This window comes from Nocardia sp. NBC_01377 (assembly GCF_045040005.1).
GTDB lineage: Bacteria > Actinomycetota > Actinomycetes > Mycobacteriales > Mycobacteriaceae > Nocardia > Nocardia noduli.
In genome coordinates this window covers 6,780,047-6,804,846 of the sequence record NZ_CP109566.1, presented here as the reverse complement: position 1 = coordinate 6,804,846, position 24,800 = coordinate 6,780,047, and the positions used below count along the sequence as shown (strand labels likewise).

26 protein-coding genes are annotated in these 24,800 nt (G+C 67.5%); 10 read left to right on the top strand and 16 right to left on the bottom strand.

The genetic code is table 11. The features are described 5' to 3' along the window. The first annotated feature begins 12 nt into the window (after positions 1-12). Entirely contained in the window at positions 13-1,143 is a 1,131-nt protein-coding gene (locus OG225_RS31380) for a S1C family serine protease (RefSeq protein WP_216912599.1), read from the top strand. Between the two features lie 11 nt (positions 1,144-1,154). Here the strand turns inward: OG225_RS31380 and OG225_RS31375 are convergent, their stop codons facing one another. From OG225_RS31375 to OG225_RS31360, 4 genes are all read right to left on the bottom strand, one after another. Then, positions 1,155-1,721 carry a vitamin K epoxide reductase family protein gene (locus tag OG225_RS31375; protein ID WP_405178481.1) on the bottom strand — a complete coding sequence of 189 codons (567 nt, stop codon included), beginning with the start codon at positions 1,719-1,721 and terminating at the stop codon, positions 1,155-1,157. Next, entirely contained in the window at positions 1,718-2,485 is a 768-nt protein-coding gene (locus OG225_RS31370; RefSeq protein ID WP_405178480.1) for a DsbA family protein, read from the bottom strand. The genes OG225_RS31375 and OG225_RS31370 overlap by 4 nt, the downstream gene beginning before the upstream one ends. A 344-nt stretch (positions 2,486-2,829) precedes the next feature. Then, positions 2,830-3,054, bottom strand: coding sequence for a hypothetical protein (locus OG225_RS31365; protein WP_216912595.1), 225 nt, complete (start codon positions 3,052-3,054; stop codon positions 2,830-2,832). 106 nt (positions 3,055-3,160) lie between these two features. Further along, positions 3,161-3,892, bottom strand: coding sequence for a GntR family transcriptional regulator (locus tag OG225_RS31360; RefSeq protein ID WP_405178479.1), 732 nt, complete (start codon positions 3,890-3,892; stop codon positions 3,161-3,163). Between the two features lie 237 nt (positions 3,893-4,129). Here OG225_RS31360 and OG225_RS31355 point away from each other — a divergent pair, with 237 nt between their 5' ends. From OG225_RS31355 to OG225_RS31345, 3 genes are all read left to right on the top strand, one after another. Beyond that, on the top strand, positions 4,130-4,519 hold the full coding sequence (locus OG225_RS31355; RefSeq protein WP_405178478.1) for a hypothetical protein: 390 nt from the start codon (positions 4,130-4,132) through the stop codon (positions 4,517-4,519). A 102-nt stretch (positions 4,520-4,621) separates the two neighbouring features. Beyond that, positions 4,622-5,347 (top strand): ESX secretion-associated protein EspG, encoded by a 726-nt coding sequence (locus OG225_RS31350; RefSeq protein ID WP_405178477.1) that lies wholly within the window; start codon positions 4,622-4,624, stop codon positions 5,345-5,347. Between the two features lie 14 nt (positions 5,348-5,361). Beyond that, complete coding sequence (locus OG225_RS31345; protein ID WP_405178476.1) at positions 5,362-6,213, top strand: polyphosphate kinase 2 family protein; 852 nt, start codon at positions 5,362-5,364, stop codon at positions 6,211-6,213. Between the two features lie 6 nt (positions 6,214-6,219). Here OG225_RS31345 and OG225_RS31340 read toward each other — a convergent pair whose 3' ends face one another. The 4 genes from OG225_RS31340 to OG225_RS31325 all read right to left on the bottom strand — a co-directional run bounded on the left by OG225_RS31340 (position 6,220) and on the right by OG225_RS31325 (position 10,368). Further along, positions 6,220-6,852 carry a class I SAM-dependent methyltransferase gene (locus OG225_RS31340; RefSeq protein ID WP_405178475.1) on the bottom strand — a complete coding sequence of 211 codons (633 nt, stop codon included), beginning with the start codon at positions 6,850-6,852 and terminating at the stop codon, positions 6,220-6,222. An 8-nt stretch (positions 6,853-6,860) separates the two neighbouring features. After that, positions 6,861-8,111, bottom strand: coding sequence for a saccharopine dehydrogenase family protein (locus OG225_RS31335; protein WP_405178474.1), 1,251 nt, complete (start codon positions 8,109-8,111; stop codon positions 6,861-6,863). 37 nt (positions 8,112-8,148) lie between these two features. Then, entirely contained in the window at positions 8,149-9,552 is a 1,404-nt protein-coding gene (locus OG225_RS31330) for an ABC1 kinase family protein (protein WP_405178473.1), read from the bottom strand. 183 nt (positions 9,553-9,735) lie between these two features. Continuing rightward, entirely contained in the window at positions 9,736-10,368 is a 633-nt protein-coding gene (locus OG225_RS31325) for a TetR/AcrR family transcriptional regulator (protein WP_405183430.1), read from the bottom strand. Positions 10,369-10,877: 509 nt separating this feature from the next. On the opposite strand from OG225_RS31325, the gene OG225_RS31320 reads away from it, so the two are divergent. The 5 genes from OG225_RS31320 to OG225_RS31300 all read left to right on the top strand — a co-directional run bounded on the left by OG225_RS31320 (position 10,878) and on the right by OG225_RS31300 (position 15,064). Then, on the top strand, positions 10,878-12,095 hold the full coding sequence (locus tag OG225_RS31320) for a DUF445 domain-containing protein (RefSeq protein ID WP_405183429.1): 1,218 nt from the start codon (positions 10,878-10,880) through the stop codon (positions 12,093-12,095). Between the two features lie 177 nt (positions 12,096-12,272). Then, entirely contained in the window at positions 12,273-12,773 is a 501-nt protein-coding gene (locus OG225_RS31315) for a helix-turn-helix domain-containing protein (RefSeq protein ID WP_405178472.1), read from the top strand. Next, positions 12,770-13,459 carry a heparin-binding hemagglutinin gene (locus tag OG225_RS31310; protein ID WP_405178471.1) on the top strand — a complete coding sequence of 230 codons (690 nt, stop codon included), beginning with the start codon at positions 12,770-12,772 and terminating at the stop codon, positions 13,457-13,459. Before OG225_RS31315 ends, OG225_RS31310 begins: the two co-directional genes overlap by 4 nt. A gap of 60 nt (positions 13,460-13,519) precedes the next feature. Beyond that, the gene (locus OG225_RS31305) at positions 13,520-13,825 is read left to right on the top strand and encodes a DUF2516 family protein (RefSeq protein ID WP_405183428.1); all 306 of its coding nucleotides are present in this window, start codon (positions 13,520-13,522) and stop codon (positions 13,823-13,825) included. A 195-nt stretch (positions 13,826-14,020) separates the two neighbouring features. Next, entirely contained in the window at positions 14,021-15,064 is a 1,044-nt protein-coding gene (locus OG225_RS31300; RefSeq protein ID WP_405178470.1) for an alpha/beta fold hydrolase, read from the top strand. 20 nt (positions 15,065-15,084) lie between these two features. On the opposite strand, the gene purU is transcribed toward OG225_RS31300, so the two are convergent. Further along, positions 15,085-15,966, bottom strand: a complete 882-nt coding sequence (gene purU, locus OG225_RS31295; protein ID WP_405178469.1) for a formyltetrahydrofolate deformylase — start codon at positions 15,964-15,966, stop codon at positions 15,085-15,087. 382 nt (positions 15,967-16,348) lie between these two features. Then, positions 16,349-16,894, bottom strand: coding sequence for a GNAT family N-acetyltransferase (locus OG225_RS31290; RefSeq protein ID WP_405178468.1), 546 nt, complete (start codon positions 16,892-16,894; stop codon positions 16,349-16,351). A 154-nt stretch (positions 16,895-17,048) separates the two neighbouring features. Here OG225_RS31290 and deoC point away from each other — a divergent pair, with 154 nt between their 5' ends. Continuing rightward, positions 17,049-17,720 carry a deoxyribose-phosphate aldolase gene (gene deoC, locus OG225_RS31285; RefSeq protein WP_405178467.1) on the top strand — a complete coding sequence of 224 codons (672 nt, stop codon included), beginning with the start codon at positions 17,049-17,051 and terminating at the stop codon, positions 17,718-17,720. Between the two features lie 88 nt (positions 17,721-17,808). On the opposite strand, the gene OG225_RS31280 is transcribed toward deoC, so the two are convergent. The 6 genes from OG225_RS31280 to OG225_RS31255 are packed head-to-tail and all read right to left on the bottom strand — an operon-like array spanning position 17,809 to position 24,649. Next, on the bottom strand, positions 17,809-19,089 hold the full coding sequence (locus OG225_RS31280) for an allantoate amidohydrolase (RefSeq protein ID WP_405178466.1): 1,281 nt from the start codon (positions 19,087-19,089) through the stop codon (positions 17,809-17,811). A gap of 34 nt (positions 19,090-19,123) precedes the next feature. Further along, positions 19,124-20,440, bottom strand: a complete 1,317-nt coding sequence (locus OG225_RS31275) for an FMN-binding glutamate synthase family protein (RefSeq protein WP_216912569.1) — start codon at positions 20,438-20,440, stop codon at positions 19,124-19,126. Positions 20,441-20,449: 9 nt separating this feature from the next. Further along, positions 20,450-21,151 (bottom strand): protein glxC, encoded by a 702-nt coding sequence (locus OG225_RS31270; RefSeq protein ID WP_405178465.1) that lies wholly within the window; start codon positions 21,149-21,151, stop codon positions 20,450-20,452. Further along, positions 21,136-22,035 (bottom strand): glutamine amidotransferase family protein, encoded by a 900-nt coding sequence (locus OG225_RS31265; RefSeq protein ID WP_405178464.1) that lies wholly within the window; start codon positions 22,033-22,035, stop codon positions 21,136-21,138. Before OG225_RS31265 ends, OG225_RS31270 begins: the two co-directional genes overlap by 16 nt. Positions 22,036-22,063: 28 nt before the next feature. Continuing rightward, positions 22,064-23,410 (bottom strand): type III glutamate--ammonia ligase, encoded by a 1,347-nt coding sequence (gene glnT, locus OG225_RS31260; protein WP_405178463.1) that lies wholly within the window; start codon positions 23,408-23,410, stop codon positions 22,064-22,066. 48 nt (positions 23,411-23,458) lie between these two features. Beyond that, on the bottom strand, positions 23,459-24,649 hold the full coding sequence (locus OG225_RS31255) for an NAD(P)/FAD-dependent oxidoreductase (RefSeq protein ID WP_405178462.1): 1,191 nt from the start codon (positions 24,647-24,649) through the stop codon (positions 23,459-23,461). Positions 24,650-24,800: the final 151 nt, after the last annotated feature.

The following is a 24,800-nucleotide window of genomic DNA, read 5'->3' as shown; positions in this document are numbered from 1 at the left end:
GGCGGGAGTGCGATGGACGACGAACGGCGCGAAGCGACCCGCCACGTTCCCCCCGGCGACCCCGGCGGCGGCGGACGCGTACTGGCCCTGATCGTGGCCGCGGTCCTGGTCGCGGCGGGTTTCTTCGGTTATCGCGGCGAATTGCCCGGCTGGTCGACCTTCGCGGGACAGGACGACGCCGTCGTCTCGATGACGCGGGAACGGCTGCCGCTGGATCCGGCCGCCGTCGCGGGGGCGGTCCAGCCCGCACTGGTGAACATCAGCACGTCCTCGCGGCCGATGGGGGTCGGCGCGGCGGGGTCGGGCATCGTGCTGAGTGCGGAGGGACAGGTGCTGACCAGCCACCACGTGGTGAAGGGCGCGGATACGGTGACGGTCACCGATGTGGGCAACGGCAAGGTGTACAACGCCACGGTCCTCGGTTACGACTCGAACGCCGATATCGCGCTGCTTGCGCTGGAAGGCGCCGCGGGTCTCGCGGTGGCGCGGATCGGGAGTTCCGCCGCGGTGCGCATTCGTGACGAGGTGATGGCCATCGGCAACGCGGGCGGTATCGGCGGCACGCCGACCGCCATCGCGGGCGCCGTCACCGACGTCGACAGCACCATCGTCGCCCTCAACGCGGCGGATATGTCACGCAAATCGCTGACCGGCATGCTCGAGGTGGCCGCCGCGGTGAGTTCGGGGCAGTCCGGCGGCGCGGTGGCGGATCGGTGGGGTGCGGTGATCGGTGTGGTCACCGCGGCGTCGGGCGAATCGAGGCCGGGCGAGGACACCCAGCCCAACGGTTACGCGGTGCCCATCGATACCGCGATGCGGGTGGTCGAGCAGATCCGGTCGGGAACGCCGACCGACTCGGTGCACATCGGGCCGACGGCGACCCTCGGCGTGCTGATCTCGGATGCGAAACCGAGCGGTGCGCGCGTCGATATGGCGATCTACGGCCTGCCGGCCCGGGCCGTCGGGCTGACCGAGGGCGAGGTCATCACCTCGATCGACGGCAGCGCCATCACCACGGCGAGGGACCTGCGGGCCGCGATCAATCTGCGCAGACCCGACGATACGGTGCGCCTCGGAGTGGTCGGGGTCGGCGGAGAACCGCGCACGGTCGACGTGACGCTGACGCTCGGGACACCGAATTAGCGCCGACGAGATCAGAACAGCGACAGCCAGTAGTCCTGGAACCGCAGGAACACCAGCAGCAACACCACGGCGTAGAACACCGCGACGATGGTCCAGCGCCATTCCGCCAGAATGCCGAGCGGCCCGCCCCGGCCACCCCACAGTTGCTCGGTGCATACCGCGAGCAGCGGCGTGATGATGGCCCAGACCACCATGCAGTACGGGCACAGCGCGTCGATCCGGTACAGGCTCTGGAAGACCAGCCAGCAGATGAACACGGTGCCGAGCAGCGTGCCCAGCCAGAGGCCGCCCCAGATCCAGCGCGGGAACTGCACCCCGGCGACACCGAGCACGCCAATGGTGACGACCACCGAGAAGCCGACAACGCCGATGAGCGGATTGGGGAATCCGAAGACCGCGGCCTGATCGGTCACCATCACCGACCCGCAGGACAGGATCGGGTTGATACTGCACGAGGGCCGGTAGCCGGGGTCGGTGAACAGTTTGAACCGCTCGACGGTCAGCGCCACCGACGCCAGCCAGCCTGCCAGACCGGTGAGCAGTACCAGCCAGGCCGAACGCGGGGGTGTGGGGATCATTGCGCGGCGGCGGCGATCGCCTGGGCCAGACCGCTCGGGTTGACCTGCTGACCGTTGACGAAGACCGACGGGGTCGACTGGATGCCGCCGTCGAAGGCTTCCTGGGTCTTGGCCTTCACGAATTTGTCGTAGGTGCGGTCCCTGACGCATCCGGACACCTCATCGGTGTAACCGACCGACTTGGCGATCTCGATCAGCTGATCGTCGGTCAGTCCGGAGGTGCCCTCCGCGGGCTGCTGTTCATACATGGTCGACAGCCAGGTCTGGTACTTGGCGGGATCGGCCTGGGCGACGCAGTAGGAGGCGTTCGCGGCGCGGCTCGAGTATTCGGCGCCGCCGGAGGCGCGATCGAGGAAGGAGATGATGTTGTACTCGACCGCGGCCGTTCCGCTGTTCACCGCGTCCTCCAGCACCTGGCCGTTGGCGGCCTCGAAGGCCTTGCAGGCCGGGCACTGGAGGTCGGCGACGACGCGCACGGTGACCTTGGCGTCGGGTTTGCCGATGCGGATCGAGCCGTTGTCGGTGATGCTTCCGGTGATGCCGCTCGGGGACGCGGTGGCCGCGATGCTGGGCGTCGGACCCTGATCCGCGGCCGCCTCGTCCTTGTCGGACTTCTTCACCGCGATGCCGATACCGATGGCGGCGATGAGCCCGATCAGGACCACTGCCACGACCGCCTGGATGAGGATGTTGCGGTTGCGATCGGTGCGCTTGGCCTGGGCCAGCGCACTCGAGGTCTTCCGTCCAGCCGGGTTCTTGCTCACCGTGCGTTCACCACGCCTTTCGTTCGCCTGCCGGTTTCCCTACCGCCCCGATCGTAGTTCCGGACCTCCCGGGCACGGTCGGGCACGACCCACATCATCCTGGGTGAACCTGAGAGATTCCGTAACGCCCCCGGTCACGGCCCGGTCATGGTGTCGAGGCGGGGTCGGTGGGTGACGTTTCGCCGATCCCGTGCACGGGTGGTGGTGACGTCGTCGTCGTCGAGTTCACGCCGTGGATCTGCTTCGGCAGTGCTGTCGTGTGGCCTGTACCTGCCGTGCGTTCACCGGCGTCGGCCGGGTACGCCGACGACCTGGGGCAGCACACGGGCTCGGTGTCGCGGGATTCACGAATCCGATCGATCGGGGCCCGGTGGCGGCTGCGCGCCGAGTTCGACCATCGCGCGCAAAATCGACGGGGCCATGGCGAGCTCGAATTCGACTCCGCCGCTTTCGAATATGTAGGTGAGGTAGTCCTCTCGGCGCAGCGGTGCGCGCCGGACCGAGCAGTGCTCGCCGATGATCACCCAGCTTCCGAGTGTCAAATGGTCGAATCCCGCATGATCGAACACCGCGCCTCCCACCCTCCGGCCTGTGTCATCCCCGATTAAGTGGACTATGCCACTTGGCGCGAATGCTGTCAATGGAGACCCGCGCGTCCGAGTCGGCGCGGACGGGTCAGGAACCGAGCGAGTACTCCTGCTGAAATGTCCAGTGCCCCGGGGGATATACGAGTTCGTCGAATTGCAGGGGGCGGTTGTCGGCCGCGTGCAGCGTGAGGTGGTAGACGAGTACTGCCGCGGGACGCGGCACGTCGAGTAGTCGCCGTTCCTGTGTCGAGGCCAGTCGCGCGCTGACCCGGTCGCGCGCGTACGCGACCTCGAATTCGGTCGTTCGCGCGACATACTCGGCGACGCCGCCGGGGATCGGTTCGGTGCGTAGCAGGAGTTCGGCGGCGGTGGCGAATTCGCCGGGAAACCAGGATGTCGCGATCCGCGCGGTCCCGGACTCGGTGGTGACCAGACGCTTTCGCTCGATGACCGACGTGCCGCCCGGCAGTTCGAGCGCGGCGGTGACTTCCTCGGGTCCGCTGACGATCTCCGCCGACACGATGGTCGCCGATTCGTGTTCGGCGTAGCGCGTCCCGTACCTCGGCGGTTCGCGCAATCGGGCGGACGCGCTCGTGTCGGTGACATAGGTGCCCGAACCCCGGCGTGATTGCACCAAACCCTGCTGTCGCAACGTATTCAACGCCTTGGCCGCGGTCGGCCTGGCGACTTTCCAGCTCGCCGCCAATTCCCGTTCCGACGGCACCTCCGCGCCCGGCGCCAGTTCGCCGCGGTGGATGAGGTCGCGGATGTAGCCCGATATCTGCAGGTATTTCGGTAGTACCTCTTCGATTTCGGGCACCGAGGGCCTTCCGTTCGCGCGACCGCCATAGACCACTGGCCAGTGTAGCAATCGGCCCGCATTCGGAAACCCGCGCTGTTCGGCGGGATCCGAACCTCTTTGCGCGAGTTTGCGAATCCAATCGTGCGCCACATCACAGCGATGTGCGGAGGTGAAGCAGGACCGAATCGACATTACTTACCGGTAGAGTGCCGTCCAGTATGGCGGCGGGCGGACCGAGCAGAGGGGATGTCCCAGATGGCGGTACCCGATACCGGGCAGGGGATGGCTCGCGGTCTGTACGCGGCGGCCACCGGGACGGGCGATACGCGGTTCGAACTCGCCGAGGACGTCGCGCGGAAACTCGCCGCGGCCTGTGATCGGCTGGTCGCGGATCTGCAAAAGGCCCTCGCCGCCGGATATCTCGTCACCGACGTGTCCGGTTTCCCCGCACTGCCGTCGGGGCAGGGGCTCGCGGAGGGTTTCACCGCGAAGGGGCAGCAGTATCTCGACACCCTGACGGCATTCCAGGAGACCGCGCTGCTGTTCAAAGCGGCGTATCTGGCAGCGGGCCAGCGGCTTTCGGACGCCGAGGCGGCCAATCACGCGGCGCTGCGGCTGATCGCGGACTATCTGGAGCCTCGATGAGCGTCCCCGGCGATTCCCGGCGGTGACGGCGATGGATTTCCCGGACGGCACCGACGACACCCTCCTCTGCTCGACCGCCTCGACCGGCGGGAGCGCCGCACGGTGAGATGGGTTTTCACCCCCGACGAGTTCACGCATGTCTGGGAGAGCGAGACGAGCCTGGACCGACGGCCGTATCCGATCAATATGGCGCCCGCCGCGACCGCGCGCACTGAAACCGAGTACGCGGCACTGCGTCTGCCGCAGCGTTTCGCCAAACAGGCCGATCCCGACCTGTCCGCCGCGCTCATGCTCTGTGCCCGGGGCGACGCCACCACCATCACGATCTCCGGCGAGCGGGCCAAGCCGGAAGGGACGCCCCTCGGTGCGAAGGAGGATCGGATCCTCGCGTTCGCGGCCGTGGTGCACCATCACGCGGGCATCCTCGTCGCCACCGCCGACCGGGTGGTCGTGCAGATGTGTCATGCCCGTGGAGTGGGTCAGCGGCTGGTCCAGATCATCGGACCCGGCAGGCCGGGCACGCTGGGCGCGATGCGGGAACCCCACACCCAGGTGTTGACTACGGATACCGAAGAGGTCTCGGCCAACGGGCAGCTCGGTGCGGCCCGCTTCCGGAACACGCTGCGCAAGCCGGTCGACTGCCGGGGTTTCATCACCGTCACGGTGGAACCGGACAACCCGATGTCCCCGCCGACCAGGCATCGGACCTGGCTGGATTTCACCGGCGACGGTCGCTACCTGCTCACCACCTCGCACGACCTGATCCTCACCCCGATCTCCGACGACGAATTCGCCGCCCAGTTGCTCCGCCTCGCCCAGATCCGCTGAAAACCGTGGTAGGCATGGGTATGCCGAAGCACTGGTCCCTCCCGGCGGTCGATGCTCTGAGATCCGACGGTCTGCGGATCGCCGATCTCGACACCTCGGGCACCCCCGGATTCGACGGAGCCAAGGCCGAGGGCCTCACCTGCCTGGTCGAACGCGCCGCCGTGCTCTCGGGGCTCCAGGAAAAGCTGTACGCCAACGGGCGATCCGGTGACAAACGCAGCGTGCTGCTGGTGTTGCAGGGTATGGACACCGCGGGCAAGGGCGGGATCGTCCGCCATGTGATCGGCTCGGTCGACCCGCAGGGCGTCGACCACGCGGCCTTCGGCGTGCCGACCGAGAAGGAGAAGCACCACCACTTCCTGTGGCGTATCCGCAAGGAATTGCCCGGTGGTGGCCAGCTCGGCGTCTTCGATCGCTCCCACTACGAGGACGTACTGGTGGTGCGGGTGCACGATCTCGTTCCCCCCGAGGTGTGGCAACCGCGCTACGACGAGATCAACGCCTTCGAGAAGGAACTGGTCGACGAGGGCACGACCCTGGTGAAGGTCGCGATGTTCGTCTCGCTCGACGAGCAGAAGAAACGGCTCAGCGAACGTCTGGAACGGCCGGACAAGTACTGGAAATTCAATCCCTCCGATATCGACGAGCGCGCGTTCTGGCCTGCCTACCAGCAGGCGTACCAGGTCATGCTGGATCGCACCTCCACCGAATACGCACCGTGGCACGTGATTCCGGCCGACCGCAAATGGTTCGCGCGACTGGCGGTCACCGAATTGCTCATCGCCGCGCTGGAGACACTCGAACTGGACTGGCCCGCGGCGAGATTCGATATCGAGGAGCAGAAGCGCAGACTGGCCGAGGTCTGAGTCCCCTCACGCGGGCCTGGCGGCGCTGATGTATTGCAGGACGCGGTGCACCCGCTGGTCGATGTCGACCAGCCCCAATTCGGTGAACAGTGCGGGGAAGGTGTCGTTGTCGAAAACCCGCAGGCCACTCCAGCCGCCGACGATACGACTGGCGTGACCGAACGGGGTGTCGCCGCGATGACTGGTGGTGATGGCGATCCGCCCGCCCGGCGCGAGCACGCGCACCATCTCCCTGGTGGCGGCGAGCGGATCGGGAATCAGGTAGAGCGCGCCGAAACAGCACACGGCGTCGAAGGTTCCATCGGCGAAAGGCAGACGCCTCGCGTCGCCACGGACATAGCCCACGCGCGGGCCCGCGTTGTCGACCACCGCGCGGGCCAGCATCGGCTCGGAATAGTCCACCCCGACCACGCGGCCCGAACCGGTGAGCCGGTCACTCAGGTATCGCGTGAAATTGCCCGGCCCGCAGGCGATGTCGAGTACCTTCTGCTCACCGCCGAGCCGCAGCGCGGTGACCGCGTCGCGGCGGTCGGTCGAGGTGGTGCGTCCGCTGGCGAGGTAGAACAGCGTCGGGCGCCAGGCCCGTTCGTACACCGCGGCGAGTGCGGGGGCGTTCATGGTGCGTCGAGCCAGATTCACGGGTGACCTCAGCCTCGTTCGACGTCGATGGTCATGCCCGCCGCGCGCAGGCGGGCGGTGAGCGCGTCGCCCATGGCCGAGGCCGGGGTGAGGATGCCCGCGAGTTCGGGCTGCTCGGCGGTGTCGAAGGCCAGCGAAAGCCCGCTCTCACCGAGTAGTACCGCCGTGGCCTGGTAGCCGGGATCACCCTGGGCGGCGAAGGTCGCGACATATTTCGCGCCGGAAGTCGTACTCGCGTAGGTCTTCATGGTGAACCACCCGCTTTCCCTTGCCTCCTCGCTGGGGCCGGTGCCGGGCTTGGGCAGCACCCGGTCGAGCAGTTTGCGTCCGGCCGAGACCCGCGACAGCAGCGCGCCCGTGGCCATCGCGGCCACCACGCCGCCCGCGATCCCCGCGGCGACCAGCGGCGCGGCGGCGGATCTGCCCGCGTTCATGACCTCGCGGTAGCGGAAGTTCTTGCCGTAGACCCAGCCGAGCAGGCCGTTGGTGCGGCGCACGATCTTGGTGTTGTGCGAGGCCATCACGAAGGTGCTCACCCAGCCGTCCAGGCTCGGGTCGATATCGCTCGCCCGCTGCCATGCCTGATCGGATTGGCGGCCGACATCGGGGTCCATCGACTTGTCCGGGCTCAGCGAATACGGGTGTGCCAGCACCTTGCCCTTGGACGAGTCGGCCGCGACCGCCTCCATCATGGCCCGCCCGGAATCGATCGTGCCGCCGCTGACCCCGCCCTTGAACGCCGCGATCAACGTGGTGTCGGTGAGTTCGCCGGTGTTGTCCTCGACCGAGCGGCGGTACAGCTGGTAGACGCTCAGATCGGACGGAACCGAGTCGAAACCGCAGGAATTCACGATCTTCGCACCGGTTTCCACCGCGCGGTCGTGATAGCCGTCGATGGCTTCGCGGATGAACAGCGGCTCACCGGTGAGGTCGGCGTAGTGGGTGCCCGCCTCGGCGCACGCCGCGACGAGGGGCAGTCCATAGCGCAGGTACGGGCCGACCGTGGTGACGACGACCTTCGTCCGCGCCGCCAATTCGTTCAACGCCCCCTGATCGGTCGAATCCGCCACCACCAGTGCCCAATTCGCGGCGTCGGGGCCGAGTTCGGTACGGACCGAAGTCAATTTGTCGACCGAACGCCCGGCCAGGGCGATGCGGGCGTCGGCGGGCGCGGCACCGAGCAGGTACCGCGCGGTGAGTTTGCCGACGAATCCGGTCGCGCCGAATAGAATGAGGTCGAATTCTCGATCGTCTGCCATCAGATATCTTCCGTTCGTCGAATTGGGCTCGCCGCGTTCAGGATTCGATGGGAACGCCGCGCGTGCCGTCCCGTTGTTCGGCGAGCCATCGGTGATGGGTGGTGCCGAGTTCGGTCACCGGTGGTTCGTCGTAGATCCATTCGCGCGCGATGCGGTGCCAGTTCGCGGTGACGTCGAGCTGGCCGAGCATGCCGAAGGTGAGGAAATCGGCTCGTCGCGAGAACAGGTGCTCGGGCGGCAGATTCTGCTGCTTCATCCCCGCGAATTCACTCGCCCTCGGATCGACCGCGAGCAGGAAAGCGCCGCTGGCCAGTTCGGGGGTGATGGTCAGTTCCTCGTCGATCAGACACCATTCCGAGGCGGACAGCACGTATTCGAGACATTCCTCCGCGCCGATCTCCTCGGGTGAGTCGATGACACCGCGCTGGATCATCAACTCCCGCAGATCTTCCGCGCGATCCTCCGCCGCCGCGCGCAGGCAGATCTTCTCGAAACGCACGTGATCGGCGTCCATCCGGTTGAACAGGCCGAAATCGAGGAAGCCGACCCGGCCGTCCTCGGCCAGCAGCACGTTGCCCGGATGCGGATCACCGCAGAACTCGTGGAAGGTGAACAGCGACCCGACATAGAACCGGTAGATGATCTCGCCGACCCGATCGCGTTCGGCCCGTGGCAACTGCCGGATCTCCTCGAAACCCTTGCCCGGCAGGTACTCGCTCACCAGCACCCTGGTCGTCGACAGTTCGGGCAGCGAGCGCGGCACCGCGATGAACGGATGTCCCGCGTAGAGTTCGGCGATCTGCAACTGGGTGGCGGCCTCGGCGTGGTAGTCGAGTTCGCTCTCCATGTTCAGCCGCAGTTCGTCCAGGACGGCCGGTGTCACCCAGGGCATCGCCGACTGGAGGACCTTGCGAAACATGTTGAGGTTCTTGAGATCCGCGCGTACCGCCGCGTCGATGCCGGGATATTGGACCTTCACCGCGACGACTCGGCCGTTGTGCAGCCGGGCCCGGTAGACCTGCCCGATCGACGCCGCTGCGATGGGCTCGGGTTCGAATTCGGCGAAGATCTCGTCGAGGGGTTTGTCGAAATCCTCCTCGATCACCCGGCGCATGGATTCGAACGACACCGTCGGCGCGGCATTGCGCAGCACGGCCAGTCGCTTCTGGAAACGTTCGCGATGGGATTCGGGCACCAGATCCAGATCGAGCACCGACATCATCTGGCCCAGTTTCATGGCGACGCCCTTCATGGTGCCGAGCACCATGACCACCTGTTCGGTGGTGCGGAGCATGGATTCCTCCGCCATCCGCGCGCGCACCGCCTCCGACCTGCCACGCATGGTCAGCCTGGTGCGTTGGGTCCGGAGCACCGAACCGGCGGCGACGACGCCCAGTTTGGTGCCACGAGCAAGCCGAGACGTCGGAACCTGCTTCGCCATCGGGGTACCTCCATTGGTGCCGCGTCGGTGCGACGGGTCCGGCGCGTGCGTGCGAGACCACGTTGCGGGCGGTACCGACCCACCGGGCGGCACCGCACGGTTTCAGACTAACAACGCCACCGAGGCGTCGAGTCGGCCGTCACATTCGCGCGCCGATACCGCGCGCCACGGGAGACGGGACGGTCAGGCGAGGGTTCCGTCGGCGTTCAGATCGGGAAGCACGTGGGTCTGGGCGTTGAAGATCTCCCGGGAGCCGCCCGCGCGCATCATGCCCTCGATGGCGCTCCAGGCCATCATGGTCAGGTAGTCGATGACTTCCTCGCGCGACATCGTCTTGTCCGTTGTCCACCAGTGGGTGGCCAGCTGGATGCCGCCGACCAGCACGTAGGACCAGAGCATCGCGCCCTCGGTCTTCGCGCCGCGTTCGCGTCCCTTGTCGACGATCACGGTGGAGACGACCTCGGCGAACAGCTTCTCGAATTCGGCCAGCGAGGACTGCCCGGACCCGTTGCCCATGATGAAGCGGTAAACTTCGGGATCCTCGTCGACCGTGCCGACGTAGGCCGCCATGGCCGAGCGGACCAGCTGGTATTCGGCGGCGTCCAGGCTGATCGCCTCGTACACCCTCGGCATCAGCGTGAGCTCGATGAAGCGCTGCATGGTCGCGCGGATCAGGTCGTTCTTATCGGAGAAGTACCGGTACAGGACGGTTTTGGAGACGCCGATCTCGGCGGCGATTTCGTCCATGCCCGCGTTGGAGCCGCGCTTGCGAATCGCGGCGAGGGTGCCGTCGACGAGTTCCTCGCGACGATCGATCTTGTGCTGACGCCACCGCCGTTTGCGGCCGTCGGTTCGGCCGCCGCGGACCGCCGCCGGTCGTTCGTCGACGTCGACGGTGTTCGCGACGCGGTGCTCGCGGGGTTCCAGCTGGTCACGCTCCGCTACCGCCTCCGGGCCGATTCGTGCCGCAAGGTCTTCGGTGGACAGCGTGGGCTCCCTCGTTAGTGGACGGGTGATGTCCTCCCAGCTTAAGTGCAGCCCACCTCGCGCTGTCGCGTTTGGGTCGCCGATGCGGTAGGAACCACATTCGCGCGGCCCGGCGACGAGCACGCGATCCGGGCATATCCTCGCGGCACAGCAGAATGGACAGCATGGAGAAAGCTCCCGGCAACACAGCGGCGCCGGCGACGGGGCAGCACGCGACGTCCCGGCGCGAACTCGGCAGGGGCGCCCGGCCCGCGGCCGCGTCGCTCGCCGCGCCCACCCCCGCAGGCCCGAACGGTTTCTTCGTCGACGAGGAGAGCAAGCGGCGGGATCTGTTCCGGATGAAGGCGCTGGCCACCGGACTGTTGGTTTTCGCGAGTCTGGTCTATCTGTTCTGCCGTTGGCTCGAATCGCGAGGTCAGGGCGGCGACTGGGTCGGCTATCTGCGCGCGGCCTCCGAGGCGGGCATGGTCGGCGCGCTCGCGGACTGGTTCGCGGTGACGGCGCTGTTCCGGCATCCGCTCGGCCTGCCGATCCCGCACACCGCGATCATCCGTAAAAAGAAGGATCAGCTCGGCGCGAGCCTGGGCAGTTTCGTCGGGACCAACTTCCTGGCGCCCGACGTGGTGTCGGCCAAGGTCGCCTCGGCGCAGGTCTCGCTACGGGTCGGCCGCTGGATGGCGGATCCGGGGCACGCGGCCAGGGTGGCGCGGGAGAGCTCGACGCTGTTGCGCGCGGTCGTCGGGGTGCTGCGGGACGAGGACGTCGAGCAGATCATCGACAACACCATCGTCAAGCGGATCGCCGAACCGCTGTGGGGTCCGCCGATCGGCCGGGTGCTAGCAGAGCTGCTAGCAGACAATCGCCAGCTGGCGCTGCTGGATATGCTCGCCGAACGAGCGCACCAGTGGGCGCTCGGCAGCCAGGAGACGCTCGACCGGATCGTGCTGCGCGACGCGCCGCAATGGGCGCCGAAATTCGCGAACATCCTGCTTTCGGAAAAGATCTATCGCGAACTCGTGGAGTTCACCTGGAAGGTGCGGTCGAATCCGGAGCACGAGGTGCGGCTGGCGGCGAACCGTTTCCTGGAGGAATTCGCCCACGATCTGCAATACGACGACGCCATGATCAAGAAGGCCGAGCGGATCAAGGCCCAGGTGATGGGCCGTGAGGAGATCACCGGTATGGCCGAGGCCACATGGCGGGCGGCCAAGCGGCTGATTCTCGAGTCGGCCGACGATCCGAACAGTACGCTGCGCCGCAAGGTGGCCGAGAACGTGCGCCAACTCGGTGAACGGCTTCGCGACGACGACGAGATGCGGACCAAGGTCGACGACTGGATCGACCGCGGCGCACGGTATCTCGTGGGGAACTACGCTGCGGAGATCACCACCCTGGTCACCGATACGGTGGCCAAGTGGGATGCCGAGGAGGCGAGTAAGAAGATCGAATTGCAGGTCGGGCGTGATCTGCAATTCATTCGTATCAACGGAACGGTGGTCGGTTCGCTCGCCGGACTGGCGATCTATTCGGTTTCGCAGTTGCTGTTCCACGGCTGAATAACTCGACAATGGTGTCCGGTTTAGCGACCTGTCATCGTTTCCCCATGTGGTGGCATTTATGTCGGTCTCCGACATAGAACGCTGCATGTTTGCTGAAAGAGTGCTAGCAAGCTGCTTGCAACAGCTAGCACCCTGCCCTAGTATTGAACCCGTACAACCGCCAGAAGGTGAGTGATGGCTGACCAGCCCGAGGTTTCCGCCGAGTACACCGACAATCGCCAAGGATATTCGGACGAAGTCGGAGAACGAGGGGGGCGTGTTGCCACCGCGGCGCACGATATCGGTGGTTTCATCAGGTCACAGCGAGAAGCCGCGCAAGTCTCGCTGCGTCAGCTCGCCGCATTGGCGGGGGTGAGTAATCCGTATCTCAGTCAGATCGAGCGCGGATTGCGCAATCCCTCCGCCGAAGTGCTCGCGCAGATCGCCAAGGCGCTGCGGGTGTCCTCGGAGGTGTTGTACGTGAAGGCCGGCTATCTGGAGCAGCGGCCGCACAGCCCGATCAGGGATGCCCTGCTCACCGATACGTCGATCAGCGAACGGCAGAAGCAAGTACTGCTGGAGATATACGAGTCGTTTCGCCGCGAAAACGGAGGGAACGAGCCCGGGGGGGAGTGGGACAGCGACGTTCCGCGCACGACAACCGACACTCCGCCACGCCAGGAGAACGAAGAATGACCGAAAAGAACGCCACCGTCACCAAGCCCCTGTTCGCCGCGGTCGGCGCCGGGGACGCCGTCTACGCTCGCGCGCTCGATGTCGTCACCCAGGTGCGTGAACGCGCGACCACGACCGATGTCAGCGGCCGGGTGGAGGAGGCGCGCGAGCGCTTCGCCACTGTGCCCGCCGATGTGCAGGCCCAGTTCGAGACGCTGCGCGAACGGCTGTCCGGGCTGCCCTCCGAACTGCCCGAGGATCTCGCCGAACTGCGCGAGAAGTTCACCCCCGAGGAACTGCGCACCCTCGCCGAGAAGTATTACCGCCAGGTGCTCGACGTCTACGCCGATCTCGCCGTCCGCGGTGAGGAAACCGTCGACCGGTTGCGTGCCAACCACCTCGTCGAGGATCAGATCGAGCGCGTCGAAGGTCTCTACAAGGACGCGGCCGTGCGTGCCGAGGACGTCCTCGACCGGGTGAACGGCCTGCTCGGCCGTCCGGCCAAGGACGGGGCCGAGGTCGCCGAGCCCGCGGTCGCGCCGGTTCCCGAGCCGGTCGCGGACGCGGTCGTCGAGGCCGAGATCGTCGCCATCTCCACCGAGGCCGATCCGGCCGAGGAACTCTTCCCGGCCGAGCCCGCGCCGCCGAAGAAGGCTCCGGCGAAGAAGGCTCCGGCGAAGAAGGCCGCCGCGCCGAAGACCGTCTGAGCTTCCGTCCAGCCGGGCGCGGCCCCCGTACACCTCGGTGTCGGGGGCCGCGCTCGTATGATGGGTGATGTGAACACCGTGAACGGGTTGACCGGATTCATCATGCTCGTGCTCTGGCTCGCGGCGCTGGGGGCGACGATCTTCGCGTTGATTCACGCCGTGCGCCAACGGCCGGACGCGTTCACCGCCGTGGACAAGCAGACCAAGACGATCTGGCTCGCGATCCTCGGCGTGGCGCTGCTGCTCCTGCTGCTCTTCCCGGCCGGATTGGGTCTGCTGTCGTTCATCGCGATCATCGCGACGGGCGTCTATCTGGCCGATGTCCGGCCGAAGGTGGACGAGATCCAGCGCGGTCCCCGCTGGTAGAAGCCGATAAGGCCCCTGCGCGGGGCGATATGTGAACACAGGCCGAGTTCCGGGAACGCCCGGACTCGGCCTTTGTCGTATCCGGAGGGTTTCCGTGCCGGTGGGGCGGTGGCGGCGCGTGATCCGGGGGCGCGGACTGGCGGGCAGGCGTGAAGCTCGGTTACTGTATCGAGCAGTAACACAAAGGAGTGTCCGATGCGCGCCTTGCCGCTCGAGAAGGTGGACCTGCCGGGGAAAGTCCGGGGGCTGCTCGACGTACACCGTGCCGACCTGAGGTCGCGCACCTACGCGATTGCCGCCGTCAACCCGCCGACCGCGCCGCGTGACGTCCGCACCGTGACCGCCGTCGACGGCGCGCGCCTGCGGGTCCACGTCTACGGACCAGCCGACGCGCCCGCGATCGTGCTCGTGCACGGTTGGACCTGCGCGATCGAATACTGGAACGCCCAGATCAACGCCTTCGCCGACGAATACCGCGTCATCGCCTACGACCAGCGCGGACACGGCGAGAGCGAACTCGGCACCGCGGACCTGACCATGGATCTGCTCGCCGACGATCTGGTCGCGGTCCTGGACGCCACCCTCGCCCGGGGTGAACGCGCCGTACTCGTCGGCCACAGCCTCGGCGGCATGACCCTGCAAGCATGGGCGGGCCGCTATCCGGAACAGGTCGCCCAGCGCGCCTGCGCGGCGCTGTTGACGAATACCGCGCCGGGGTTGCTCGTCGGGGAAACCTTCGTCGTACCGTTCTTCAACCGTCCGCGAATCCGCCTCCGACGGACGTTCGCGCTGCCGCTGGTCCTGGGCAGGTACGGGTTGGGCATGCCGATCGTCTTCCCGCCGCTGGCCCCGGTGAAATGGCTTTTCGCCCGCCAGATCATGAGCCTGGCGGCACGTCGCGACCTGGTCGACTACTGCATGGCCGTCGTCCGCTCGTGCCGGGCCTCGGTGCGCGCGCGCTTCGGATTGCTGCTCGCGGATATGGATCTCGGCGAGGCAGCGAGGAATCTGGTGGTCCCCACCACCATCCTGTCCGGATCCGACGATTTCATGACGCCGCCGGTCCACGCCGAGCGCATCGCCGCGATGCTGACCGAGGTCGGCAGCTTCGTGCGTCACGAGGTGCTCGCCACCGGCCACCTCGGCAATGTCGAGATGTTCGAACGGTTCAACGAAGAACTGGCTCGGGTCCTCGACGCCGTCGCGGCCGACGAGGAGTCCGTGGAAGCCGCGGGCTGAAACCCCGGCCTAGCGGTGTCTCAGGAGAACACCACGGTCCGGCGGCCGTGTACGAGCACACGGCCCTCCAGATGCCAGCGCAGGCCGCGTGCCAGCACCACCCGTTCGATATCGCGGCCCTGACGGACCATGTCGCGCACATCGTCGGCGTGATCGATGCGGCTGACGTCCTGTTCGATGATCGGTCCCGCGTCCAGTTCGGCCGTCACGTAGTGGCAGGTCGCGCCGATGAGCTTCACGCCGCGCACGAAGGCCTGGTGGTATGGGCGCGCGCCGACGAACGACGGCAGGAAGCTGTGGTGGATATTGATCGCCCGGCCCGCCCAGTGTTCACACAGATCCGCCGGGAGCACCTGCATGAACCGCGCCAGCACCACCGCGTGCGGGTCGTGCGCGTCGACCAGTGCCTTGACCTCGTCGAACGCGGGACCGCGCGCGGCCGGATCCTTGGGGAACGGCACGTAGTGGAATTTCACCCCGTGCGCCTCGGTCATGGTGGCCAGATCGGGATGGTTGCCGATCACCGCCTCGATCGTCGCCGGGAGTTCACCGCTGGCCGCTCGGCCGAGCAGATCGTGCAGGCAATGCCCGTCCCGGCTGACCAGCAGCACCGCGCGCCCGCGCGCCCCCGAATCGTGTACCCGCCACTCCGTCTCCGGCCCCAGATCCGCCGCGACCCCGGAGAAACGGTCGCGCAATTCGTCCAGTTCGAACGGCACCGTCGACGCCGCGATCGCCTGGCGGGTGAAGAACCAGCCGGTCTCCGCATCGGAGTGATACCCCGCCTCGACGATGGACCCGCCGAATTCGGCGATGAACGACGTGATCCGGGCGATGATGCCGGGACGGTCCGGACAGCCCAGAGTCAGCACGTAGCGGCGGTCGTACGAAGCGGAACTCATGAGCTGATCGTATTTATGCCACCGCACCTGCGGCGCGGCGGGTTAGCTGGGCCCTGCCCGTTCGCCATCCGCGATCACGGCACCGACCAGTTGACCGCAAGCACACCACGGCGTCGATCGGCACCGCGCCTCCAGCCGGTGTCTCGCCTCCCGCGAGCGCCGGTGCCGCCGGTGCCGGTGCCGGTGGCGCCGAGTGCACCCAGGTAACAACAAGACGTTCGATCCGCACCCCGCCTGACACCAACGGCGCGAGCCCGACGAGCGCCCGTTCGCGGCCGTCTCGTTGCCGAGCGGTCGAAGCGCATGCGACGCAGTCGCGAGTCTCGACCGCTCGGCAACGAGACATAAGGGCCGCGAACCCGCCGCACCAGCGGCCAATATCTCAGTAAAACGGTTCGGCGTAGCGGAATTCGCCGGTGATGCGGGGTTCGAAGGCGGTGAGGGGGCGGACCTGGAAGTGGGTGGTCCACGACGGGTCGTCGGGGTGGATGTCGACGCGGCCGCCGGGGACGAAGCCGAAGCGCGGATAGTAGTCGAGGCTGCCGAGCAGGGCTACCAGGGGTTCGTCCAGCGCGTCGGCCGCGCCGAGGGCGGCGTGCATGAGGGCGGAGCCGACGCCGGAGCCCTGGTGGTCGGCGAGAACGCCGATCGGGCCGAGGCCGAGGGCGGGGTAGGGGCCGACCGAGGCGCGGGTCAGGCAGACGTGGCCGATGACGACGTCGAATTCCACTGCGACGAGGGACAGGGTCGGGATCCAGCCCGCGTCGCCGCGTAGCCGTTCGACCAGGTCGACTTCGGGTGGGTCGGGGTCGTCGGCCGGTACATCGATGGTGGCGGTATCGGCGGCGGCTCGGCGTGGGGCGAACGCGCTGCGGTGCACCGCGGCGATGGCGGTGGTGTCATAGGCGCGTTCGCGACGGATCAGCACGGTGTCTCCTCCCGAACGACTGCGAACCATCCGCGTACACCATCCGGCGAGGTCGGGCCCCTTCGATGCCCGTCGCGCGCCGACGTCTACGAGTGTGCGGGAAGTGATGGAGGCACGCAATGGAATTCGCCCCCGGTGTGCCAGACTCACCCTCATGTCAGACTCCGCGCCACTGACCAGAGCCGACGTGGCGGACCTCATCGATCACACGCTGCTCGCCCCCGAGGCGACGGCCGCCGACGTCGAAGCGCTGGTCGCGGAGGCGCTCGCCCTCGAGGTGTACGCGATCTGCGTCTCACCGTCCATGCTGCCGGTGCGAGCGCCCGGTGTGGTGATCGCCACTGTCGCCGGTTTCCCTTCCGGGAAACATCATTCGCTGGTGAAGGGGGCCGAGGCCCGGCTCGCGGTGGATCAGGGCGCGGCCGAGGTCGACATGGTGATCGACGTCGGCGCGGCCGTCGCCGGGGACTACTCCGCGGTGCTGTCCGATATCGTGACCGTCCGCGAGGCGGTCGCCGATCGCGCTGTGCTCAAGGTGATCATCGAATCGGCGGCGTTGACCGACGAGGCGATCGTGCGGGTCTGCCGGGCGGCCGAGCGCGCGGGCGCCGATTTCGTCAAGACTTCCACCGGTTTCCACCCGGCGGGCGGCGCGAGCGCGCACGCGGTCCGGCTCATGGCGGAGACGGTCGGCGGACGGCTCGGGGTCAAGGCCAGCGGTGGTATCCGCACCGCCGAGGCGGCGGCGGAGTTGATCGCCGCGGGCGCCACCCGGCTCGGGCTGTCGAAATCGCGCGCGGTGCTCGACGGTTTTCCTGAAGCTTGAGCGCGCAGCCCTCGAACTCGGGCGCGGTATTCGACGGGCGCACGGTGCCCGGCACGCCGTGTACCCCACGCATGTAGTAGACGGGGCCTCACCCGAGCCGTGCGATCCTCGGTGTCGATCGGGGAATTTCGTCGTCAGGCGTTTCGTCGGCGGTGACCCATTCCGCCATCACATCGGCCAGTGCGAAGGCTCCCGCGCGGCAGTCGTCCGGCAGTGCGAACTCGGCTGGGGAATGGGAGACGCCGGTCGGGTTGCGGACGAAAAGCATCGCGGTGGGCACCACGGCCGACAGGATCCCGGCGTCGTGTCCCGCCGCGGTCGGCAGGACCGGGATGTCGCCGAGATGGCCGAGCGCGCGGGCGATGCGATCGCGGGGTCCGGGCGGGAATTCCACTATCGGGGTGATGGATTCGGCTTCGATCCGCAGTTTCACCCCGTCACAGGCCGCATGCTCGAGCGCTTCGCCGCTGATCCGTTCGACGAGCCCGGTCAGGGTGTCCTCGTCGGCGGCGCGGGCGTCGAGCCAGGCGAGTACCTCGGAGGGAATCGCGTTGGCTCCGTTGGGGAGTACCCGGATCTTGCCGAAAGTGGCTACCGCCTCGTGTAATTCGGCGGCCTGACGGGCGGTGTGCACCGACGAGGCGTAGGCGAGCATCGGATCGCGGCGGTCGACCAGTCGGGTCGCCCCGGCGTGGTTGGCCTCACCGGTGAAGGTGAACAGCCAGCGGCCGTGCGGCCAGATGGACGAGGCGACGGCCAGCGGCTTGTCGACGAGGTCAAGGGCCCGGCCCTGTTCGACGTGCAGTTCGACGTATACGCCGACGCGGTCGGTCAGCGTGGGATCGACGCCGAGATGCCGGGGATCGCGTCCGGCCTTCTCCAGCGCTTCGCCGAGCGGGATACCATCCGCGTCCCGTAGTACCAGCGCGCGTGGGGGTTTCAGCGCCCCGGTGCTGAGTTGCGATCCGACACAGGCGACTCCGAAACGCGCCCCCTCCTCGTCGGAGAAGGCCGCGACCGCGACCGGTCGATTCGGGACGATGCCGCGCGCCCGCACCTCGTCGACCGCGGCGAACGCGGACACCACCCCGAGCGGCCCGTCGTAGGCGCCGCCGTCGGGCACCGAATCCAGGTGCGACCCGGTGACGAAGGCGTCCTTCGGATCTCCCGACCAGCCCGGCGGCAGCCACCAGGCCCACAGGTTGCCGTTGCGGTCCTCCTCGACGGACATGCCGCGCTGTTCGGCGCAACCGGTGAACCATTCGCGCAGTGTCAGATCGGCGTCGTTCCAGGCGAATCGACGGTAGCCGCCGGTGGTGGGCTCGCGGCCGACGTCGAGGATCGAATCCCACAGGGCGTCGAAGGTCATGCGGTGTCCTGACTGGTGTGAAGGTGCGGGCGGTTCAGTAGCGTCCGGGGATCCAGTTCGTTCCGGCCAGCGGCACCCTGGCCATGGCCGACGCCTCGACCGTGAGCGCGACCAGATCCTCCGGTTCGAGATTGCGCAGATGCGATTTCCCGCAGGCGCGGGCCAGAGTCTGGGCTTCCATGGTGAGCACCCGCAGGTAGTTCGCCAGCCGCCGCCCCGCCGCGACCGGATCCAGGTTGCGAGCCAGTTCCGGATCCTGGGTGGTGATACCGGCCGGGTCGCGGCCTTCCTGGAAATCGTCGTAGAACCCGGCGGCCGAACCGAGCGCCGCGTACTGCTCGGCGTAGCGGGGGCTGTTGTCGCCGAGTGCGATCAGGGCGGCGGTGCCGATGGCGACCGCGTCCGCGCCGAGCGCCATGGCCTTGGCCACGTCGGCGCCGCTGCGGATGCCGCCGGAGACGATCAGTTGCACCTTGCGGTGTACGCCCAGTTCCTGCAAGGCCTGCACGGCCTGTGGGATGGCGGCCAGGGTGGGGATGCCGACGTGTTCGATGAAGACGTCCTGGGTCGCCGCGGTCCCGCCCTGCATACCGTCGACGACCACGACGTCGGCGCCCGCCTTCACGGCGAGTTTGACGTCGTAGTAGGTGCGGGTCGCGCCGACCTTGATGTAGATCGGTTTCTCCCAGTCGGTGATCTCGCGCAGTTCGATGATCTTGATCGCGAGATCGTCCGGCCCGGTCCAGTCCGGATGCCTGCACGCCGAGCGTTGGTCGACGCCCTGCGGCAGGGTGCGCATCCGCGCCACCCGCTCGGTGATCTTCTGCCCGAGCAGCATGCCGCCGCCGCCTGGTTTCGCGCCCTGTCCGAGCACGATCTCGATCGCGTCGGCCTTGCGCAGGTCGTCCGGATTCATCCCGTAGCGCGACGGAAGATACTGGTAGACAAGATGTTTGGACTGACCGCGCTCCTCGGTGGTCATCCCGCCGTCACCGGTGGTCGTCGAGGTGCCGACCTCGCTCGCGCCACGTCCGAGCGCCTCCTTGGCCTGCCCGGACAGCGCGCCGAAACTCATTCCGGCGATGGTGATCGGGATATCGAGGCGCAGCGGGAATTTCGCGTGCCGATCGCCGAGAACCACGTCGGTGTCGCAACGTTCCCGGTAACCCTCCAGGGGATACCGCGACATCGACGCGCCGAGGAAGAGTAGATCGTCGAAATGCGGGAGCGCGCGTTTGGCGCCCCAGCCGCGGATGTCGTAGATACCTGTCTCGGCGGCGCGCTGGATCTCGGCGATGACACCGCGCGGGAAGGTCGCCGATTCGCGGAGCACGGGATCGGTGGTGTGCACGGTGGCCTCCTAGTAGGCGCCGACGTTGTCGACGCGGAAGTTGTAGAGTTCGCGGGCCGAGCCGTAGCGGGTGAAATCGGCGGGGTCGGCGTCGAATCCGGCATCGGACAGCAGTTGGGCGAGTTCGGCGAGATGTTCGGCCAGCATGGGTTTGGCGACGCAGTCCGCGCCGAGGGAGGCGACGGTGCCGCGCACGTAGATCCGCGCCTCGTAGAGCGAATCGCCCAGCGCCTCACCAGCATCGCCGCAGACCACCAGTCGGCCCGCCTGTCCCATGAAGGCGCTCATATGCCCGATGTCGCCCCCGACGACGATATCGACGCCCTTCATCGAAATACCGCAGCGCGCCGCGGCATTGCCTTCCACGATCAGCAGTCCGCCGTGCGCGGTGGCACCGGCCGACTGCGAGGCGTCCCCGGTGATGCGCACCGTGCCCGACATCATGTTCTCCGCGACGCCGACCCCGGCATTACCCCGCACGGTCACGTCGGCGCGCTGGTTCATGCCCGCGCAGTAGTAGCCGACGTGCCCTTCGATGACGACCTCGAGGTCGTCGTCGAGGCCGCAGGCGAGCGCGTGCGCGCCGCGCGGCTCGGTGAGCGTCACCCGCCGAGGCGCGTCCGGGGCGTGCAGCAGCGCGTTGACCTCGCGGACACTGTGTTCGCGCAGATCGAGGAGGACGGTTTCCACGGTGGTCACTGCCGGTGCCATACGTACACCTCTTCCGGTTCGGGTTCGAAGATTCGGGCGTCGGCCACACCGGGCAGATTCGCCAGCGCGCGGTATTCCGAGGCCATCGCGACCCAGCGCGGGGTTTCGGCGATGACGGCGGGTTTGCACGCGATCGGGTCGCGGACCACCGCGAAGGATTCCTTGTTGGCCACGAGAAGGGTGTAGAAGCCGTCGAACCGTTCGTTGAGCAGCAGCAGCGCTTTCTCCAGGTCGACGCCGTCGGCGAGTTGCCCGGCGATGAAACGCGCGCCGACCTCGGTGTCGTTCTCGCTGTCGAACACCACCCCGTGCCGCTCCAGTTCGTGTTTGACGCTCATGTGGTTGGAGAACGACCCGTTGTGCACCAGGCATTGGTCCGGGCCCACCGAGAACGGGTGCGAACCGGCGGCGGTCACCGCGGATTCGGTCGCCATCCTGGTGTGCGCGACGCCCTGCCAGCCCGAGGCGGCGGGCAGACCGAAACGATGGGCGAGTTCGGTCGGATTGCCGACGCCCTTGACCACCGTCAGTTCCTCGCCGAATCCGATGACGCGCGCGTTCGGCGCGTTGCGGCGCGCGGCGGCGACCAGGTCGGCGGGGGCGACGGGTGCGTGCAGCACGGTGGTCGGCGCCAGGTCGATGACGGTCACCTTGACGGCGAGATCGGCGTCGAGCAGCGCGCCGAGTTCGTCGGTGGCGAGATCGGCGTCGAGCAGCGAGACGGTCGATTCCCCGGCGGGCGACCAGATCGGGTCGCCGTAGACGGCCATGCCCGCCGAATCCGGTCCGCGGTCGCAGAGTTGGTCGAGCATATCGGTGAGTAGGGCTCCGAGCTGCGGATACAGCGCGGCATCGCGCAGGTGCAGCCCGACTATTCCGCACATGGGAACTCCTTCGGGAAAGGGGAGGTGGTCAGAACGCCGTCAGGTACTGGTCGATCTCCCAGGAGGAGACCGTGTTGTGCCAGGCGAAGAATTCGTCGCGCTTGAGGCCGGTGAAGTACTCGCTGACGCCGGGGCCCGCGGTATCGAGGGCGCCGGTGAGAACCGGATCGGCTTCGAGGGCGTCCATCGCGTGCAGCAGGGTCATGGGGAGCATGTCGCCGCGCCGTTGCGCGCTGCCGGGCGCGCCGGGATCGAGGGCGCGTTCGATGCCGTCGAGTCCGGCGGCGACGGTGGCCGCGATGGCGAGGTAGGGATTGGCCGAGCCGTCACCGCCGCGCAATTCCACCCGGTGCTGATCGGGCACGCGCAGGTAGTGGGTGCGGTCGTTCCCGCCGTAGGTGGCGTAGCGCGGTGACCAGGTGGCGCCGCTGCTGGTCGATGTCGCGCCGATTCGCTTGTAGGAGTTGACCGTCGGCGCGATCACGGCTTGCAGGGCGCAGGCGTGCTCGAGTATGCCCGCGATGAAGGAGTAGGCGGTGGGGGAGAGTCCGAGTCCTCGGGCGTCGCCCGGGTCGGGGAAGGTCGAGCCCGCGGAATTCCACAGCGACAGGTGCAGGTGCATACCCGAACCGGTCCGGTCGGCGAAGGGTTTCGGCATGAAAGTTGCTCGCATACCGCGTTTCTCAGCGATCACCGAGAGCAGGTAGCGCGCGGTGATGACCCGGTCGGCGGTGGTCATGGCGTCGGCGTAGGCGAAGTTCTGTTCGAACTGGCCGTTGGCGTCTTCGTGATCGCTGGCGTAGTTGCCCCAGCCGAGGCTGTTCATGGCCGAGGAGATCTCGGTGAGGTGGTCGTACATCCTGGTGACGTCGCGGGCGTCGTAACAGGGCTGCCTGCTGGTGTCGGAGGCGTCCGCGGTGCGGATCGCGCCGTCGGAATCGCGGTTGACCAGGAAGTATTCGATCTCCGCCCCGACATTGACGGTGAGCCCGGCGGCCGCCGATTTGCGCAGCATACCCGCCAGGATGTTGCGCGGAGCGAACGGCCACGGTTTGCCCTCGACGTGCGGATCGCAGTGCACGAGCGCCAGTCCGGGCCGGACGAACGGGATCGGGGTGAACGAGGTCGGATCGGGCACCGCGATCAGATCCGGATCCTTGGGCTCCTGACCCATGGTGCCCGCCGCGTATCCGGCGAAACCGGCTCCGTCGGAGACCAATTGGTCGATCGCCTCGACCGGCACCAGTTTGGCGCACGGCTTCCCGGAAAGGGTGACGAACAGCGCGAGGATGTAGCGGGTTCCGGTGGCCTTCGCCATGGCGGCGAGATCATGCGGGGCGGTGGTGGTTTCGGGTGCGGCGGTGTCGATGGCCATGACGGGCTCCAGGGGTGGTCGAACGGCGGACGGAGAGGTCGGGGGGTGTCATCGCATTTCGCCCGCGCCGAGATAGGGATGCAGGCTGACGAGGGGGTCGTTCTCGGCGAAACGCGAGTATCGGAAATCATGGGGATCGACGTTCGGCAGTTCGGTTTTGCCGTCGGTGACCAGATCCGCCACGAGTTTGCCGACGGCCGGTGAGATCTTGAAGCCGTGCCCGGAGAACCCCGCCGCGAGGAAGAGTCCGTCGACGGGGGCCGGGCCGATCACCGGGTTGTAGTCGGGGGTGACGTCGTAGGCGCCGACGTAGGAACCGGTGATGCGGGGGTCGGGCATCTCCGGTAGTCGGTGTCCGAGTTTGCGGATCGCGGTGTCGACGGTGCTCTCGTCGGCGCGGTTCACGTAGTCGTCGGGGTCGATGTACTGCGGTGCGCTGTGATCGGAATTGCCGAACAGCATTTCGCCGTTCGGTTCGCGGCAGAGATAGGACAGCCCGGCCAGATCCGACAGAACGGGGACGACCGGTGTCGGCTCACCCTGATCGACCAGGACCAATTGGGCGCGCTGGGCCTTGATGTCGAGATCGACGCCGACCCCGGCGGCCAGCGCGGGCGTCCACGGCCCCGCCGCGAGGATGACGGTTCCGGCGTGGATTTCCGACCCGGCGGCCAGCGCGACGCCGTAGACGTCGCCGGAGGATCGCCGCAGGAGTGCGCGCACCGGTGTCGACTGGCGGATCCGCACGCCCAGGGTCCGCGCCGAGGCGGCGAAGGCCATGCCCGCGAGGTAGGCCTCGCCGCGTCCGCCGAGCGGTTCGTAGGCGAAGGCGGCGAAATCGTCGAGGTGCATGCCCGGCCACAGCGAACCCATCGCGTCGTGGTCGATGAGTTGCACGTCGATATCGAGGTCGCGCATCATCGCCACATTGGCGTGCAGTGGTCCGAGGTTGTCCTCGCCCACCCCGACGACGTAACCGCACTGCTGGAAACCCATGTCGTCGCCGAAGATCTCGGTGGCCCGCGTGAAGATGTCGACGCCGTACCAGGCCATCGCGGCCAGCGAGGGCGATCCGTAGTGGCAGCGCACGACGCCGCTGGATTTGCCGGTCATGCCGGAGCAGAGGGTGCCGCGTTCCAGGACGACGATATCGGTCTCGCCCCGGTTGGCCAGGGACCAGGCGATGGCCAGGCCTTCCAGTCCGCCGCCGACGATCACGTAGTTGTGGGTCTCGATCACTTCCGGTCCTCACTGCGGTGTTTCATGAGGTGATTCAAAGTCATTTCTCATGAAACACGCGCGATGTGACAGCGCTGTTACGTCGCTGTCAGCGCTCGATGACGCGGACAGCGTGCTCTTGGTCGGGTGACCGGCGGTGGGATACCTGCTT

Coding starts and splice junctions, on each gene's coding strand:
- OG225_RS31375 (WP_405178481.1), bottom strand. CDS start 1,721: ATGATCCCCACACCCCCGCGTTCGGCCTGGCTGGTACTGCTCACCGGT.
- deoC (WP_405178467.1), top strand. CDS start 17,049: ATGTCAGACTCCGCGCCACTGACCAGAGCCGACGTGGCGGACCTCATC.
- OG225_RS31270 (WP_405178465.1), bottom strand. CDS start 21,151: ATGGCACCGGCAGTGACCACCGTGGAAACCGTCCTCCTCGATCTGCGC.
- OG225_RS31280 (WP_405178466.1), bottom strand. CDS start 19,089: ATGACCTTCGACGCCCTGTGGGATTCGATCCTCGACGTCGGCCGCGAG.
- OG225_RS31305 (WP_405183428.1), top strand. CDS start 13,520: ATGGGTGATGTGAACACCGTGAACGGGTTGACCGGATTCATCATGCTC.
- OG225_RS31330 (WP_405178473.1), bottom strand. CDS start 9,552: ATGGCGAAGCAGGTTCCGACGTCTCGGCTTGCTCGTGGCACCAAACTG.
- OG225_RS31315 (WP_405178472.1), top strand. CDS start 12,273: ATGGCTGACCAGCCCGAGGTTTCCGCCGAGTACACCGACAATCGCCAA.
- glnT (WP_405178463.1), bottom strand. CDS start 23,410: ATGGCCATCGACACCGCCGCACCCGAAACCACCACCGCCCCGCATGAT.
- OG225_RS31345 (WP_405178476.1), top strand. CDS start 5,362: ATGGGTATGCCGAAGCACTGGTCCCTCCCGGCGGTCGATGCTCTGAGA.
- OG225_RS31310 (WP_405178471.1), top strand. CDS start 12,770: ATGACCGAAAAGAACGCCACCGTCACCAAGCCCCTGTTCGCCGCGGTC.
- OG225_RS31265 (WP_405178464.1), bottom strand. CDS start 22,035: ATGTGCGGAATAGTCGGGCTGCACCTGCGCGATGCCGCGCTGTATCCG.
- OG225_RS31355 (WP_405178478.1), top strand. CDS start 4,130: ATGGCGGTACCCGATACCGGGCAGGGGATGGCTCGCGGTCTGTACGCG.
- OG225_RS31380 (WP_216912599.1), top strand. CDS start 13: ATGGACGACGAACGGCGCGAAGCGACCCGCCACGTTCCCCCCGGCGAC.
- purU (WP_405178469.1), bottom strand. CDS start 15,966: ATGAGTTCCGCTTCGTACGACCGCCGCTACGTGCTGACTCTGGGCTGT.
- OG225_RS31320 (WP_405183429.1), top strand. CDS start 10,878: ATGAAGGCGCTGGCCACCGGACTGTTGGTTTTCGCGAGTCTGGTCTAT.
- OG225_RS31335 (WP_405178474.1), bottom strand. CDS start 8,111: ATGGCAGACGATCGAGAATTCGACCTCATTCTATTCGGCGCGACCGGA.
- OG225_RS31300 (WP_405178470.1), top strand. CDS start 14,021: ATGCGCGCCTTGCCGCTCGAGAAGGTGGACCTGCCGGGGAAAGTCCGG.